This is a genomic window from Streptomyces sp. NBC_01092, from assembly GCF_045039535.1.
Classification (GTDB): Bacteria; Actinomycetota; Actinomycetes; order Streptomycetales; family Streptomycetaceae; genus Streptomyces.
The window spans coordinates 7,991,026-8,005,713 of record NZ_CP108659.1; the positions used below are offsets into that span (position 1 = coordinate 7,991,026).

At 72.4% G+C, this 14,688-nt stretch carries 15 protein-coding genes; 5 read left to right on the top strand and 10 right to left on the bottom strand.

What is annotated here, in order from left to right:
• The 4 genes from cysD to OG254_RS36330 form a co-directional block, all read right to left on the bottom strand.
• Positions 1 to 903, bottom strand: a complete 903-nt coding sequence (gene cysD, locus OG254_RS36315) for a sulfate adenylyltransferase subunit CysD (protein WP_405590404.1) — start codon at positions 901 to 903, stop codon at positions 1 to 3.
• Positions 900 to 1,451, bottom strand: a complete 552-nt coding sequence (cysC, locus tag OG254_RS36320) for an adenylyl-sulfate kinase (RefSeq protein ID WP_405590407.1) — start codon at positions 1,449 to 1,451, stop codon at positions 900 to 902. The genes cysD and cysC overlap by 4 nt, the downstream gene beginning before the upstream one ends.
• A 116-nt stretch (positions 1,452 to 1,567) precedes the next feature.
• On the bottom strand, positions 1,568 to 2,380 hold the full coding sequence (locus OG254_RS36325; protein ID WP_405590410.1) for a PaaX family transcriptional regulator C-terminal domain-containing protein: 813 nt from the start codon (positions 2,378 to 2,380) through the stop codon (positions 1,568 to 1,570).
• A 15-nt stretch (positions 2,381 to 2,395) separates the two neighbouring features.
• On the bottom strand, positions 2,396 to 4,009 hold the full coding sequence (locus OG254_RS36330) for an AMP-binding protein (RefSeq protein WP_405590413.1): 1,614 nt from the start codon (positions 4,007 to 4,009) through the stop codon (positions 2,396 to 2,398).
• A gap of 170 nt (positions 4,010 to 4,179) precedes the next feature.
• Between OG254_RS36330 and OG254_RS36335 the strand changes: the two genes are divergently transcribed.
• Entirely contained in the window at positions 4,180 to 5,349 is a 1,170-nt protein-coding gene (locus OG254_RS36335) for an acyl-CoA dehydrogenase family protein (protein WP_405590416.1), read from the top strand.
• Complete coding sequence (locus tag OG254_RS36340; protein ID WP_405590419.1) at positions 5,346 to 5,744, top strand: RidA family protein; 399 nt, start codon at positions 5,346 to 5,348, stop codon at positions 5,742 to 5,744. Before OG254_RS36335 ends, OG254_RS36340 begins: the two co-directional genes overlap by 4 nt.
• Before the next feature lie 7 nt (positions 5,745 to 5,751).
• Here OG254_RS36340 and OG254_RS36345 read toward each other — a convergent pair whose 3' ends face one another.
• The gene (locus OG254_RS36345) at positions 5,752 to 5,949 is read right to left on the bottom strand and encodes a DUF5999 family protein (protein ID WP_405590423.1); all 198 of its coding nucleotides are present in this window, start codon (positions 5,947 to 5,949) and stop codon (positions 5,752 to 5,754) included.
• Positions 5,950 to 6,185: 236 nt separating this feature from the next.
• On the opposite strand from OG254_RS36345, the gene OG254_RS36350 reads away from it, so the two are divergent.
• Entirely contained in the window at positions 6,186 to 6,650 is a 465-nt protein-coding gene (locus tag OG254_RS36350; RefSeq protein WP_405590426.1) for a DUF6299 family protein, read from the top strand.
• 100 nt (positions 6,651 to 6,750) lie between these two features.
• Here OG254_RS36350 and dmpG read toward each other — a convergent pair whose 3' ends face one another.
• The 3 genes from dmpG to OG254_RS36365 are packed head-to-tail and all read right to left on the bottom strand — an operon-like array spanning position 6,751 to position 9,541.
• Positions 6,751 to 7,770, bottom strand: coding sequence for a 4-hydroxy-2-oxovalerate aldolase (dmpG, locus tag OG254_RS36355; RefSeq protein WP_405590429.1), 1,020 nt, complete (start codon positions 7,768 to 7,770; stop codon positions 6,751 to 6,753).
• Positions 7,767 to 8,708, bottom strand: coding sequence for an acetaldehyde dehydrogenase (acetylating) (locus OG254_RS36360; RefSeq protein ID WP_405590432.1), 942 nt, complete (start codon positions 8,706 to 8,708; stop codon positions 7,767 to 7,769). The genes dmpG and OG254_RS36360 overlap by 4 nt, the downstream gene beginning before the upstream one ends.
• Positions 8,705 to 9,541, bottom strand: a complete 837-nt coding sequence (locus tag OG254_RS36365; RefSeq protein WP_405590435.1) for a 2-keto-4-pentenoate hydratase — start codon at positions 9,539 to 9,541, stop codon at positions 8,705 to 8,707. Before OG254_RS36365 ends, OG254_RS36360 begins: the two co-directional genes overlap by 4 nt.
• A gap of 174 nt (positions 9,542 to 9,715) precedes the next feature.
• Between OG254_RS36365 and OG254_RS36370 the strand changes: the two genes are divergently transcribed.
• Together OG254_RS36370 and OG254_RS36375 are read left to right on the top strand one after the other, a co-directional pair.
• Positions 9,716 to 10,438 carry an IclR family transcriptional regulator gene (locus OG254_RS36370; RefSeq protein ID WP_405595386.1) on the top strand — a complete coding sequence of 241 codons (723 nt, stop codon included), beginning with the start codon at positions 9,716 to 9,718 and terminating at the stop codon, positions 10,436 to 10,438.
• A 66-nt stretch (positions 10,439 to 10,504) separates the two neighbouring features.
• Positions 10,505 to 12,730, top strand: a complete 2,226-nt coding sequence (locus tag OG254_RS36375; protein ID WP_405590438.1) for a SpoIIE family protein phosphatase — start codon at positions 10,505 to 10,507, stop codon at positions 12,728 to 12,730.
• Positions 12,731 to 12,760: 30 nt separating this feature from the next.
• On the opposite strand, the gene OG254_RS36380 is transcribed toward OG254_RS36375, so the two are convergent.
• Together OG254_RS36380 and OG254_RS36385 are read right to left on the bottom strand one after the other, a co-directional pair.
• On the bottom strand, positions 12,761 to 13,810 hold the full coding sequence (locus tag OG254_RS36380) for an amidohydrolase family protein (protein ID WP_405590441.1): 1,050 nt from the start codon (positions 13,808 to 13,810) through the stop codon (positions 12,761 to 12,763).
• 106 nt (positions 13,811 to 13,916) lie between these two features.
• On the bottom strand, positions 13,917 to 14,552 hold the full coding sequence (locus OG254_RS36385; RefSeq protein WP_405590444.1) for a TetR family transcriptional regulator: 636 nt from the start codon (positions 14,550 to 14,552) through the stop codon (positions 13,917 to 13,919).
• Positions 14,553 to 14,688: the final 136 nt, after the last annotated feature.

Here is a 14,688-nt window from a genome sequence, read left to right on the forward strand (position 1 = left end):
CTAGAAGTACCCCTCGCGCTTGCGGTCTTCCATCGCGGCCTCGGACATCTTGTCGTCGGCACGGGTCGCGCCGCGCTCGGTGAGCCGGGACGCGGCGATCTCGGTGATCACCTTCTCGATGGTGTCGGCGTCGGAGTCCACCGCGCCCGTGCAGGACATGTCGCCGACGGTGCGATAGCGGACCTGCCGCTTCTCGACGACCTCGTGCTCGCGGGGCCCGCCCCAGTCGCCGGCCGTCAGCCACATGCCGCCGCGCTGGAACACCTCGCGCCGATGGGCGAAGTAGATGTTCGGCAGCGCTATGTGTTCGCGGCCCATGTACTGCCAGACGTCCAGTTCGGTCCAGTTGGACAGCGGGAACACGCGGACGTGTTCGCCGGGGGCGTGGCGGCCGTTGTAGAGGTTCCACAGCTCGGGCCGCTGCCGGCGCGGGTCCCACTGCGAGAACTCGTCGCGGAGGCTGAACACCCGCTCCTTGGCGCGTGCCTTCTCCTCGTCGCGGCGTCCGCCGCCGAAGACGGCGTCGAACTTCTCGGCCTGGATCTTCTCGGTGAGCGGGAGGGTCTGGAGGGGGTTGCGGGTGCCGTCGGGGCGTTCGCGGAGCACACCGCGGTCGATGTAGTCCTGTACGGAGGCCACATGGAGGCGGAGGCCATGTGCGGCCACCACACGGTCGCGGTAATCGATGACCTCGGGGAAGTTGTGTCCGGTGTCCACATGCAGCAGCGAGAAGGGGATCGCCGCCGGGGCGAACGCCTTCAGCGCCAGGTGCAGCATGACGATGGAGTCCTTGCCGCCGGAGAAAAGGATCACCGGCCGCTCGAACTCGCCGGCGACCTCACGGAAGATGTGCACCGCCTCGGACTCCAACGCGTCCAGGTGGGAAAGAGCGAACGCCTTCACACCAGCCCCCGCTCCGCCAGCACGGCGTACACGGCGTCCGCGGACTCCTGGGGCGTCTGGCGCTGGGTGGGCAGGACGAGTGACGGGTCCTGCGGCGGCTCGTACGGGTCGTCGACGCCGGTGAGTCCGATCAGCCGGCCGGTGGCCTGGCGGGCGTACAGCCCCTTCACGTCCCGCTCGCTGCACACCTCGACCGGGGTCGCCACATGCACCTCGATGTACGGCGTCCTGCTCGCGTCGTGCCGTTTGCGGACGGCCTCGCGGCTGTCGGCGTACGGGGCGATGACCGGGACGACGGACAGCACGCCGTTGCGCGCGAGCACCTCCGAGACCAGGCCGATGCGCTGCACGTTGGTGTGGCGGTCCTCCCGTGAGAAGCCCAGGCCCGCGGAGAGGAAACGCCGGATCTCGTCGCCGTCGAGGACCTCCACGCGGTGTCCCTCGGTCTTCAGACGGGCGCCGAGCAGGCGGGCGATCGTGGTCTTGCCCGCGCTCGGCAGCCCCGTCAGCCAGACCGTGGCTCCCCGGGTTCGTGGCGTGGTGGTCATGCGCAACAGTCCTCGTTCCTTACCTGTGGACGACCCGATGGACGCTAGGTAAGAAACTTGAGAGGAGGCGCAGAGAAAGCTGAGGGTTCCGTTAGTGGCGCAGGGTGTGCCCGAGGTCACAGGCCGGCGTAGGTCGCTCCCGCGTCCCGCAGTCGCTCGTGCAGTCCCCGGAAGACGGCGGCCGAGCGCGCGCCCGGCCAGTCCGCGGGCAGCAGCCGGGCGGGCAGCCCGGGGTCGGTGTAGGGGAGGTGGCGCCAGGAGTCCAGGGCGAGGAGGTAGTCGCGGTACGCCTCCTCCGGCGGGGTGTCGCCCTGCCGCTCCCAGGCGTGCAGCACGCGCGCGTGCCGGTCCAGGAACGCGTCGTGCTCCTTGGCGATCGCGGCCAGGTCCCACCAGCGGGCCACGGCCTCGACGGTCGGCGTGAAGCCGAGGTGCTCGCCGCGGAAGAAGTCGACGTACTCCTCCAGGCGCAGCCGCTGAAGGGTGTGCCGCGCCTCCTCGTACAGCCGCGCCGGCGCGATCCACACGCCCGGAGCCGCCGTGCCGAAGCCGAGCCCGGCCAGTCGGGAGCGCAGCACGTGCCGCTTCTGCCGCTCCGACTCCGGGACCGAGAACACCGCGAGCACCCAGCCCTCGTCGTCGGGCGGCCCGGTGGTGTAGATGCGCCGGTCGCCGTCGTCGAGCAACTGGCGGGCGTCCGGCGAGAGTTCGTACCCCGCCGCGCCCTGCGCCGTCCGGGCCGGCAGCAGCAGCCCGCGCCGTTTCAGCCGGGACACCGACGAACGCACGGAAGGGGCGTCCACGCCGATCGCGGCCAGCAGTCTGATCAGCTCCGCGACCGGCACGGGGCCGGGCATGTGGCGGCCGTAGGCGCCGTAGAGCGTGACGATGAGAGACCGTGGTGCATGCTGGTCGGACACGTTGATCATCTTAGGTCGTACGGATCACTGCCGGTCACCCCGAGGGTCATCGCCGTTCCGCAGCCGGAACCGCTGGAGCTTGCCGGTCGCGGTGCGCGGCAGCGCGTCCAGGAACACGATCTCGCGCGGGGACTTGTACGGCGCCAACTCGGCCTTGACGAAAGCGCGCAGGGCCTCGGCGTCCCGTCGCGCACCCTCCCTGAGCACCGCGTATGCCACCACGACCTGGCCGCGCGCCTCGTCGGGGCGCCCCACCACCGCCGTCTCCAGCACGTCCGGGTGGCGCAGCAGGGCCTCCTCGACCTCCGGGCCCGCGATGTTGTAACCGGCCGAGATGATCATGTCGTCCGCGCGGGCGACGTAACGGAAGTAGCCGTCACTCTCCCGGACGTAGGTGTCACCGGTGATGTTCCAGCCGTGGCGCACGTAGTCGCGTTGCCGCGGGTCGGTGAGATAGCGGCAGCCGACGGGCCCGCGCACGGCGAGCAGCCCGGGCTCCCCGTCGGGCATCTCCCGGCCGTCCCCGTCGATCACGCGCGCGTGCCACCCCGGTACCGGCACGCCCGTCGTGCCGGGCCTGATGTGCTCGTCGGCGGCGGAGATGAAGATGTGCAGCAGTTCGGTGGCGCCGATGCCGTTGATGACACGCAGCCCGGTCCGCTCGTGCCAGGCCTGCCAGGTGGCGGCGGGCAGGTTCTCGCCCGCCGAGACACAGCGGCGCAGGGAGGAGACGTCGTACGAGTCGAGCTCGTCGAGCATCGCGCGGTACGCCGTCGGGGCCGTGAACAGCACCGACACCCGGTGCTCGGCGATCGCGGGCAACAGCTGCTTGGGGTGGGCCTGTTCGAGGAGCAGGGCGCTGGCGCCGGCCCGCATCGGGAAGATGACGAGTCCGCCGAGCCCGAAGGTGAAGCCGAGCGGGGGGCTGCCGGCGAAGACATCGCCCACATGTGGTTGCAGCACATGTGCCGAGAAGGTGTCGGCTATCGCGAGCACGTCCCGGTGGAAGTGCATGCAGCCCTTGGGCCGTCCGGTGGTACCCGAGGTGAAGGCGATGAGCGCGACGTCGTCGGACGCGGTGTCGGCGGCGGCGTAGGGCGTGTCGGGTGCCGGGCGACGCAGGAGGTCGTCGGGGGCGTCGCCGCCGTACGTCGTGATGCGCAGGCCGGGTATCTCGGCCTTGGCGAGGTCGTCCACGGCACGGATGTCGCACAGCGCGTGCCGCACCTGGGCTATCTCGCACATGGTGCGCAGCTCGTGCGGGCGCTGCTGGGCCAGCACGGTGACGGCGACCGCGCCCGCCTTCAGTACCGCCAGCCAGCAGGCGGCGAGCCACGGTGTGGTCGGGCCGCGCAGCAGCACCCGGTTGCCCGGGACGACGCCGAGGTGGTTGGTGAGCACATGGGCGAGCCGGTCGACGCGGGCCCGCAGTGTGCCGTACGTCCATGTGTCGCCGGACGGGGTGTGGAACACGGGCCGCTCGTCGTCGGGGCCGTCGAGCAGTTCGGCCGCGGCGTTGAGCCGTTCGGGGTAGTTCAGCCCCGGCAGGTCGAAACGGAGCTCGGGCCACTGGTCGGGCGGTGGCAGATGCTCGCGGGCGAAGGTGTCGACGTGGGCGGAGCGGTGCAGACCGGCCATGGCGGTTCGCCCCCTTGCCTTGTGGGCTGCCGTGTGGGCGTCGTGGTGGGCTCGCACAGGGAGCGTATCGTGTTGGTGACGACAGTCAATGGTGCGCGATATCGTCGAGAGGGTTCGTCGAGGAGGTCCGTCGAGAGGGGCCGTCGCGGACGGTCCGCAGGAGGTCGGCAATGCCCGCATTCTCACTCGATCCGTCACAGACCGCCTGGTGTGCCGAACTGCGCGCCCTGGCGGCCGAACGGCTGCGCCCGCTCGCGCAGAAGGGCGAACCGGGGCACGTCAACCGCCCCCTCGTCGCCGAACTAGGGCGACTGGGGCTGTTGGAGCGGCTCTTCACCTCCGGGGCGTTCGACCTGTGCCTGATGCGGGAGTCCCTCGCATACGCCTGCACCGAGGCCGAGACCGCGCTCGCCCTTCAAGGGCTGGGCGCGCATCCCGTCCACGCCTACGGCACCCCGGCCCAGCGGGAGCGCTGGCTGCCCCGGGTGGCCGAAGGGAGCGCGGTGGCGGCCTTCGCGCTGAGCGAGCCGGGGGCCGGATCGGACGCGGCGGCACTGGAACTGCGCGCGGAGCGGGACCCCGCAGCGCAGGCGCAGCCGCCGGTCGCCGAGCCCGACGGCCCCGCCCGCTGGCGGCTCACCGGCGAGAAGTGCTGGATCTCCAACGCCCCCGAGGCCGACTTCTACACCGTCTTCGCCCGTACCACGCCCGACGCCGGAGCCCGTGGCGTCACCGCCTTCCTGGTCCCCGCCGACCGCCCCGGCCTCACCGGAACGGGCCTGGACATGCTGTCCCCGCACCCCATCGGCACCCTCGCCTTCGACGCCGTCCCCGTCACCGCCGACGACATGCTCGGCGAGGCCGACCGCGGCTTCCGGGTCGCTATGGGCACCCTCAACCTCTTCCGGCCCAGCGTCGGCGCCTTCGCCGTCGGCATGGCGCAGGCCGCCCTGGACGCGACCCTCGCCCACACGGCCGAACGGGACGCGTTCGGCGGCAAGCTGAGGGACCTCCAGACGGTCGCCCACCAGGTCGCCGAGATGGCCCTGCGCACCGAGGCGGCCCGCCTCATGGTGTACGCGGCGGCGACGGCGTACGACGAGAAGGCCCCCGACGTGCCGGGGCGCGCGGCGATGGCGAAGCTGCTCGCGACGGAGACCGCGCAGTATGTCGTCGACGCCGCGGTCCAGTTGCACGGCGCCCGTGCCCTGCGCCACGGCCATCTGCTCGAACACCTCTACCGCGAGGTGCGCGCCCCACGTATCTACGAGGGCGCCAGCGAGGTGCAACGCGGAATCATCGCCAAGGAGTTGTACGCGACCATGGAGGCCGCACAGTGAGTACCGAGCGCGTCAACCCGCCCGAACTCTCCCCACCCACCGGCTTCTCGCACGCCGTCGTCGCCACCGGCTCCCGCGTCGTCTTCCTGGCCGGGCAGACCGCGCTCGACGCCGACGGCAAGGTCGTCGGGGAGACACTGCCGGAGCAGTTCGAGCGGGCGCTCACCAATCTGCTGACCGCGCTGGCGGCGGCCGGCGGTACACCGGCCGACCTCGCCCGGGTCACCGTCTTCGTCACCGACGTCGTGGCGTACCGCGCCCAGGTCGCCGAACTCGGCCGTATCTGGGGCCGGTTGGCGGGTCGTGACTATCCGGCGATGGCGGTCGTCGGGGTCGTGCGGCTCTGGGACGAACAGGCGATGGTGGAGCTCGACGGGTTCGCCGTGCTGCCGTAGGCCGTGCTCACGCCGCCATGGCGAGGCGCACGTTCGGTACCCGGTGCGGGGCGACGACACGGCCGTCGGGCAGCAGCTCACCGCTGTCGTCGAAGAGGATGGCGCCGTCGCACAGCAGGCTCCAGCCCTGCTCGGGGTGTGCGGCCACCACATGGGCGCCGCGGTCGGCGGAGGAGGAAGGGCACGAAGGCTGGTGGGAACACATGGCGCACCTCCACATAGGCGGACGAGCCGTGTGGGTCGTCCATATGGGTAGACCATGCTCCCGCTGCGAACTCATCGGAACGGCCCGCTGTGAACCGTGACAACACGCGGACAACTCTCTGACCGATCCACGAAGGTCGGGGCGGACTCGCCACCGAAGGAGTGACGATCACGTCCCCGGACGCACCCGGCGGGTACCAGTGGGAGGCCCCACTCCGCTCACCGGGAGGTCATCCCATGCCCCTGCGCCCCGCTCTCGCCACCGCCGCCGGCGCCGCGCTGCTCCTGCTGGTCGCCGCACCCTCGGCCCCCGCCGACTCCGACCGGACCGCCGACGTCAAGGAGGCCGTGACCGAGTCCGTGACCGTCGACGCCCCGGCCAAGATGGCCGCCGACGGCACCGTCACCGTCTCCGGCACCTACAGGTGTGTCGACAGCACAGGACCCACGTTCGTGAGCTCCTCCATCGGCCGGCAGGCCTCCGCCAACCGGTACTCCATCGGCGGCACCCTCGCCGTGTGCGACGGCAAGCTGCACCGCTGGGAGAACAAGAGCAAGCCGTCTCCGTCGACCCTCAAGCACGGCAAGACGGAGGTCGAGGCCACCATCGTGGAACTGCGCCCCGTCGACGGCCTGGGCGGCCTGCCCCTGCCCCACTTCCACGCGGTGCTGAAGAAGAGCTTGACCCTGTCGAAGGCGTGACGGCGACCGGCCGCACGCAGCACAACCCACGCAGCACACCGCAGGCAGCACACCGCGCGCCGCGCCGAACCCGACCAATGGGGGGCGCGGCGCGTCCGGGTCAGGGCGCGGCGTCCGCACGCGCGACCAGGTCCAGCGCGATGTCCGTGATCATGTCCTCCTGCCCGCCGACCATCCGCCGCCTCCCCACCTCGACGAGGATGCTGCGGGTGTCGAGGCCATGGCGGGCGGCGGCCGTCTCGGCGTGGCGCAGGAAGCTGGAGTACACGCCCGCGTAGCCGAGGCTGAGGGTCTCGCGGTCCACCCGCACCTCGCGGTCCTGAAGGGGCCGTACGAGATCGTCGGCCGCGTCCATCAGGGGGAACAGATCACACATGTGGTCCCAGCCCATGAGATCCGCGACCGCGATGAACGCTTCGAGGGGACAGTTCCCGGCGCCCGCGCCCTGCCCGGCCAGCGAGGCGTCCACCCGAACCGCACCGCTCTCCACGGCGACGACGGTGTTGGCCACGCCGAGTGCCAGGTTGTGGTGGGCGTGGATGCCCAGCTCCGTCGCCGGGTCGAGGACGTCGCGGTAGGCGCGGAAGCGGTCGCGGACGCCGTCCATGGTGAGCCTGCCGCCGGAGTCGGTGACGTACACGCACTGGGCGCCGTACGACTCCATCAGTTTGGCCTGGCGGGCGAGTTCGGCTGGTTCGGCCATGTGGGACATCATCAGGAACCCGGCGACATCCATGCCCAACTCCCGCGCGGCGGCTATGTGCTGGGCGGCTATGTCGGCCTCGGTGCAGTGTGTGGCGACCCGCACCGAGCGGATGCCCCGGGTGTGCGCCTGGCGGAGGTCGTGGAGCGTGCCGATGCCGGGAAGCAGCAGGGTGGTGGGCACCGCGTGCCGCGTCGCATCGACCACCGCCTCGATCCACTCCCAGTCGGTGTGGGCGCCGACGCCGTAGTTGATGCTGGAGCCGGCCAGGCCGTCGCCGTGGGCGATCTCGATCGCGGCCACGCCGGCCGAGTCCAGCGCGGCGGCGATCGCACGGGCCTGGCCGACGGTGTAGCGGTGCCGGACGGCGTGCATGCCGTCCCTCAGGGTCACGTCCTGGACGTACAGACGGGTCATCGCGAGGCCACCTCCGGGGCGATGGGGAGGGCGGCCATGCGTTCCGCGGTGCGCAGCGCGGCCGACGTCATGATGTCGAGGTTCCCGGCGTACGCCGGGAGGTAGTGCGCGGCGCCCTCGACCTCCAGGAAGACGGAGACCTTCAGCGCCTCGCCCGCGCCGGGCGCCAGGGTGCGCAGCGGGTCGTCGGACGCCACCCGCTCGAACTGCACCTGCTGCCCCAGCCGGTATCCGGGGACGTACGCCTGCACCCGCCCGACCATCTCCTCGACGGCCGCGGTGACCGCCTCGGTCGCGCACTCGGAGACCAGGCAGTGCACGGTGTCCCGCATGATCAGCGGGGGTTCGGCCGGGTTGAGGACGATGATCGCCTTGCCGCGTGCGGCGCCGCCGACCCGCTCGATGGCGGACGAGGTCGTCTCGGTGAACTCGTCGATGTTGGCGCGGGTACCGGGTCCGGCGGAGCGCGAGGCGATGGAGGCGACGATCTCGCCGTAGTGGACCGGCGTGACGGCGCCCACGGCGGCGACGATCGGGATCGTGGCCTGGCCGCCGCAGGTGACCATGTTGACGTTCGGGGCGCCGAGGTGGGCGTCGCCGTTGACCGGCGGGACGACGTACGGGCCGAGGGCGGCCGGGGTGAGGTCGACCAGGGTGCGGCCCAGCGGGCGCAGCACCTCCTCGTGGTGGCGGTGGGCGCCGGCCGAGGTGGCGTCGAAGACGATCTCCACGTCGGCGAACTCGTCCAGCGCGACGAGCCCTTCGACGCCCTCGTGGGTCGTGGCGACCTTCAGGCGGCGGGCGCGGGCCAGCCCGTCGGAGGCCGGGTCGATGCCGGCCATCGCCGCGATCTCCAGCGATTCCGACAGCCGTAGGACCTTGATCATGAGGTCGGTTCCGATGTTGCCGGATCCGATGATGGCGACCTTGGTGCTCACAGCCCGCCCCCTTCCCGCGCGAACCCGACCCGTACGGAACCCAGCCCCGAGATACGGGCCTCGAAGTCCTCCCCCGGTGCGGCGGGCGCCATCGGGCCGAGCGCACCGGTCAGCACCAGGTCGCCCGCGCGCAGTGGATCGCCCCGCTCGGCGAGTGCGGAGGCCAGCCACACCGCCGCGTTGAGGGGACTGCCGAGACAGTCGGCGCCGGTGCCCTCGGAGACGGTCTCGCCGCCCCGGGTCATCGTCATCGTCACCGTCCGCAGGTCCACGGAGGTCAGCGGTACGGGGGTCGCGCCCAGGACGTACAGGCCGCAGGAGGCGTTGTCCGCGACCGTGTCGACCAGGGAGATGTCCCAGCCCCGCACCCGGCTGTCCACGATCTCCAGCGCGGGCAGCGCGAAGTCCACAGCCCGCAGCACGTCGACGACCGTGCAGGTGCGGTGCGGCAGATCCCGCCCGAGGACGAGTGCCACCTCGGCCTCCACCTTGGGCTGGAGCAGCCGCCCGGCCGCCACCTCGCCGCCGTCCGGCACCGCCATGTCCGCGAACAGAGCCCCGAAGTCGGGCCGGTCCACGCCGAGTTGGCGCTGCACGGCCACCGAGGTCAGGCCGATCTTGCGGCCCACGATCCGACGGCCGGCGTCCAGGCCGCGCCGCACGCCCAGCTGCTGCACGGCGTACGCGGTCGCCAGGTCACCGCCCCCCTCGAACAGCTCACGCACCGGAGGGCAGGCGGCCCCGGTACGGGCGGCCTCCGCCAACAGGTCGGCGGCCTTGACGACGGCCGGTGGGGCGGCGTCCGGGCGGACGCCGTCGGGTGGGGTCGACACGGGGTACCTCCGGGGTGCGGGATGGGGGGTGTGGGACGCGGGTGCCAGGGGCCTTCGGGGCGCCGGAACCGGGGCGCCGGAACCGCATCACCGGTATGGACATCACCGGTATAGACACCGCCACCACGATCGGCCAACCTTTGTTCCGTGACACGGAACAGCACGGGCGGCAGCATGCTGGACAAGGCCGCCGTCATCCTGGAGAGCTTCAGCCCGAGCGGCGGCCCGTACCGTCTGTCGGAACTCTCGCAGCACACCGGCCTGCCCAAGCCCACCGTGCACCGGCTGGCGGCGGACCTGGTCCGGCTGGGCTGGCTGGAGCGCTCGGGCGCCCAGTACCGGCTCGGGCCGAAGCTGTTCGAGCTCGGCTCGCTGGTGCCGCACCGGCTCGATCTGCGCGAGGCGGCCCTGCCGTTCCTCCAGGACCTGTTCGAGGCCACCCGAGAGACCGTGCACCTCGGGATCCGCGAGGGCATGGAGGTGGTCTACCTGGAGCGCATCCACGGCCACGAAGCCCTCCAGCTGCCCTCTCGCATCGGCGGCAGCCTGCCGCTGACCTGCACCGGCGTCGGCAAGGCCCTGCTGGCGTTCTCCGGCGCCGAGCTGACCGAGCAGGTGCTGTCCCGGCCGCTGCCGAGCCTGACGCCCCACTCGATCACCGACCCGGACCGGCTGCGCATGGCCCTGGAGAAGACCCGGGTCTCCGGCCTCGCCTACGAGGAACAGGAAGCCGCCCCCGGCGTCAGCTGCATCGCGGCCCCCGTCTTCGCAGGCGGCACCGCGGTCGCCGCGCTCTCGGTGGCGGTGCCGCGCTCCCGCTTCAGCCCCGCCCAGCTGGCGCCCGCCGTACGGACGGCGGCCCTGGGGCTGTCCCGGGTCCTGCGCGGGGCGGGCTGACGGAGACCGGCGCCGGGACGGCCGTACGGTCTGAGGGGTCCGCGAGAGCGGCGTACCGTCGAGTGTGTGGAGCCCACGGTCGGCGGTCTGGTGTCGCGCGCGGCGCACGAGCTCGGCTCGCGAGCGGACGAGCTCGGAGCCGACGTGGAACAGTGCCTGCGGCGCGAACTGCCCATGCTGTGGGAGGCCCCGGACGTGGCCCGGTTGACCTCCGACAACATCGCCGCGCACATCGAGGCTGCCCTGTTCGGGCTTGAGCACGCCATCGAACCGAGCCTGATCGAGCTGCCGTCCGCCGACGCGGAGCGCGCGCGGGGACTGGCCCGGCACGGCATGCCGCTGAGCGCGATGCTGCGGGCCCTGCGGCTGGGGCAGGGCGTCATCACCGAACGGCTGCTCGCGGAGATGCCCCGGCTCAGCGACGACGCCGGGGAGGTCAGCGCGGCAGCGCAGGAGCTGATGGCGATGTCGACGACCTATGTGGACCGGGTGTCGGAGCAGGCCGTCGCGGCGTACCAGGAGGAGCGGGACCGGCGGCTGCGGTGGCGGTCGGCGATGGTGAACGCGGCCAGCATGCGCATCGGCACCACCCTGGACATCGCCCGCACCACCCAGGAGCTGGCGGACTTCGCCACCGAGCAGTTCGCCGACCTGGTCACCGTCGACCTGCTCGACGCCGTGCTGCCCGGACGGGACGTCGCGGGGGAGAGCCCGCTGATGCTGCGCCGGATGGCTCAGGGGCCCGCGGGCGGGCCCGGCCCGCAGCCGGCGATCGCGCCGCAGCAGGTCCATGCCTGCCCGGAAGGGTCGCCGTGCGCCAACGCCCTGAGCAGCGGGCGGCCCAGCCGGCAGCGCGACGGCAGCGCGTCGGGCGTCCCGCGGGCCCACTCGACCCTGGTCGTGCCGCTGCGCGCCCGGGGCACCACGCTGGGCGTCGCCGAGTTCCACCGGAACGCCACGACCGCGCGCTACGACGACGAGGATCTGCTCCTCGCCCAGGAGATCGTCGCGCGGGCCGCGATCGCCGTCGACAACGCCCGCCGCTACACCCACGCCCGCACCACCGCCGTCACCCTCCAGCGCAGCCTGCTTCCCCGGCAGGCCCCGCCGCAGTCGGCCGTCGACGTCGCCTACCGCTATCTGCCGGCCGGTTCCGACGCCGGGGTGGGCGGCGACTGGTACGACGTCATCCCGCTGTCCGGCGCGAGGGTGGCCCTCGTGGTGGGTGACGTGGTCGGTCACGGCATTCGCGCCGCCGCCACCATGGGCCGGCTGCGGACCGCCGTACGCACCCTCGCCGACATCGATCTGCCGCCCGACGAGCTCCTCACCCACCTCGACGACGTCGTCATGCGCCTGTTCACCGAAGCGTGCTCGGACCCGGATGCCGACCCCGACGCCGACGTCGGCGGAGACATCGGTGCCACGTGTCTGTACGCCGTCTACGACCCCGTCACCCGACGCTGCACCCTGGCCCGCGCGGGGCACGTCCCGCCGGCCGTGGTGGTCCGGGACGGCAGGGCGGAGCTACTGGACCTGCCGTCCGGCCCGCCGCTCGGCCTGGGCGGGCTGCCGTTCGAGACGGTGGAGGTCGACCTGCCCGAGGGCAGCCTGATCGCCCTGTGCACCGACGGCCTGATCGAGGCGCGCGCACCTGAGGGCGGCGCGCGTGTTCCTGACGGTGAGCCTCCCTCCCCCGACGGCGACGGGCGTACTCCCGTCGTCACCACGCGCATGCCCGACATCGACGCCGGCCTCGCGACGCTGCGGCAGGTCCTCGCCCGGCCGGCCTCCTCCCTGGAAGAGGCCTGTGACAACGTGCTGCAGGCCCTGCTGCCCTCCCGGCCGGACGACGACGTCGCCCTGCTCCTCGCCCGCACCAGGGCGCTCGGGGCCGACCGGGTCGTCACCTGGGAGTTGGAGTCGGACCCGGCGGTCGTCGCCCGGGCCCGTGCGGACGTCTCCCGGCAACTGACCGACTGGGGCCTGGAGGAACATGCCTTCGTCGCGGAGCTGGTGGTCAGCGAACTGGTCACCAACGCCATCCGCTACGGCCGTTCCCCGATCAGCCTGCGCCTCATCCATGACCGCTCCCTCCTGTGCGAGGTCTCCGACGCGAGCAGCACCACCCCGCACCTGCGCCGGGCCAGGGTCCTCGACGAGGGCGGGCGCGGCCTGCTGCTGGTCGCCCAGCTCGCCGGGCAGTGGGGTACCCGTCACGCCCGGCGCGGCAAGACGGTCTGGGCCGAACTGAACGAGTCCACCGAGTTCCCGGCCCTCGCCTTCGAGTAGCACCCGGAGTGTCCAGGCAGCGGCATTCGGTCATTCGGTGCCGGGTTGGACGATCTTGAAGAAGAGGCGGGCACCGGCCCGTTGCGCGGACTGCCGTAGCCGTACCGGGAGCGGTCGGGACGGGGCCGGCGCGGGGGCGACCTGGGCCAGGCGGGGGAAGAGCGCCTCGGCGTTGGTGCGGTTGACCGCCGCGAGGGTGCCGGGGTCGACGCCGGCGTCGAGCCCGTTGGCGAAGTACTGCCCCGCCGCGGCCGGCGCGAACGGCCAGTCGCTGCCGAACAGGACGTGCCCAGGGCGGGCGAAGGCCAGCAGCGTGGGCAGGGCGGCCGGGCTGGAGGACAGCGCGGTGTCGAAGTAGAAGCCCCGGAAGTCCTCCAGGATGTCGCGCGGACTGCGCCCGATGTCGGCGGCGAGGGCGACGGCCATGCGGTGGGAGGCGTACGGCAGGAATCCGCCGCCGTGGCTGAGGACGAACCGGATGTTCGGGTAGCGGCGCGGGACGCCGCCTCGGACGAGCAGATAGGCGGCGCGGGTGGTGTCGAGGAGGAAGTCCGCGGCGAACGGCGGGATGCCCTCGACGGCGGGCGCCGGGAGGTCGGCCGGATGGACGAAGACGACGGCACCGTGCTCGTCGAGGACCCGCCACAGGGCGTCCTGCCCCTCGGCGCCCAGGTAGACGCCCTGGTTGTTGGCGAGCAGGGTGACTCCGTCCGCCCCCAGCTCCGTCAGCGCCCGCTCGGCCTCCCGCGCCGACGCGGCGACGTCGGGCATGGGCAGCGTGGCGAACCAGCCGAAGCGGGCCGGGTGTTCGGCGGACAGGGCGGCGGAGGAGTCGTTGAGCCGCCTGGCCAGGTCGGCGGCCTCGCCCGGATCGCCGAGGAAGCCGGTGCCGGGGGTGGAGACGGACAGGATCGCCGTCTCGGTGCCCAGCAGGTCCATCGCCTCCAGAGCCGCCTCGGGGCTCCAGCCGGGCAGCGCGCGACCGCCCGCCTCGACGATGCCGGCCTCGGCGAGGGCGTCGCGGTAGAGGGACGGGACGAGGTGCTGATGGACGTCGATCCGGCGGGGTGCGGTGGTCATGGGTGCGGCCCTTCGGCGTTCTCGGGGGAGTGGGCGTACGACGGTCTCGGTCTCGGTGTCGGCTGCAGCAGCCGTCCGGCCTCCTCGCGCTGGACGTAGGTGAGGCTCATGCCGTGCTCCCTGTCTCCGCTGCGCGGACGGCGGCCTCGTACACGAGCCGCGCGTGCAGCTCGAACATCGCCATCAGGTCGACGCGGTCGCCGCCGATCTCGCGGTGCACGAACAGGCCGTCGGCGCCCGCCATGGCGTAGGTGGTCAGCGTCCGGACGACGTCCTCGTCCAGGGACGGGAACAGGGCGCGGATCATGTCCGTGATCCGCTGCCGGGAGATGTCGCGGACCTGGAGGAACACGGCCCGCCCCCGCGGCTCGGCCGGGCGTCGCTCCAGGGCCAGCATCAGGCCCAGACGCAGGAAGTCCGGCGCCTCGACCAGCGACCTCGCCACGTTCGCCGCCATCGCCGTCACCCGCTCCAGCGGGCTGCCGGTCTCCTCGCCGGGCAGCTCGACGGCCGTCAGCCAGGTCGCGAAGCTGCGCTCGATGACCGCGGCGATCAGGTCGTCCTTGCCCTCGAAGTGCCAGTAGATCGAGCTCGCGGGCAGTCCGCACTTGGCGCTGACCGCGGCGATCGACGTGCCCTCGTAGCCGCGTTCACCCGCGATCTCGACGGCGGCGTCGAGGATGCGCTGCCGCGACTCCACGCCGTTCGCACGCTTTCTGCGCACCGTCCGTGGCCTGGTCATGGGCGCTGGCCTTCCTGTCGTAAGGGCACTTGACCGCCCCGGACACCGAGCTTACCGTAGCGTCCATTCCAATTGGAGTGAGCGCTACAACAAAGCGCCGTGAAGAGCCGCAAAGAGCCGTGAAGAGCCGCTACAG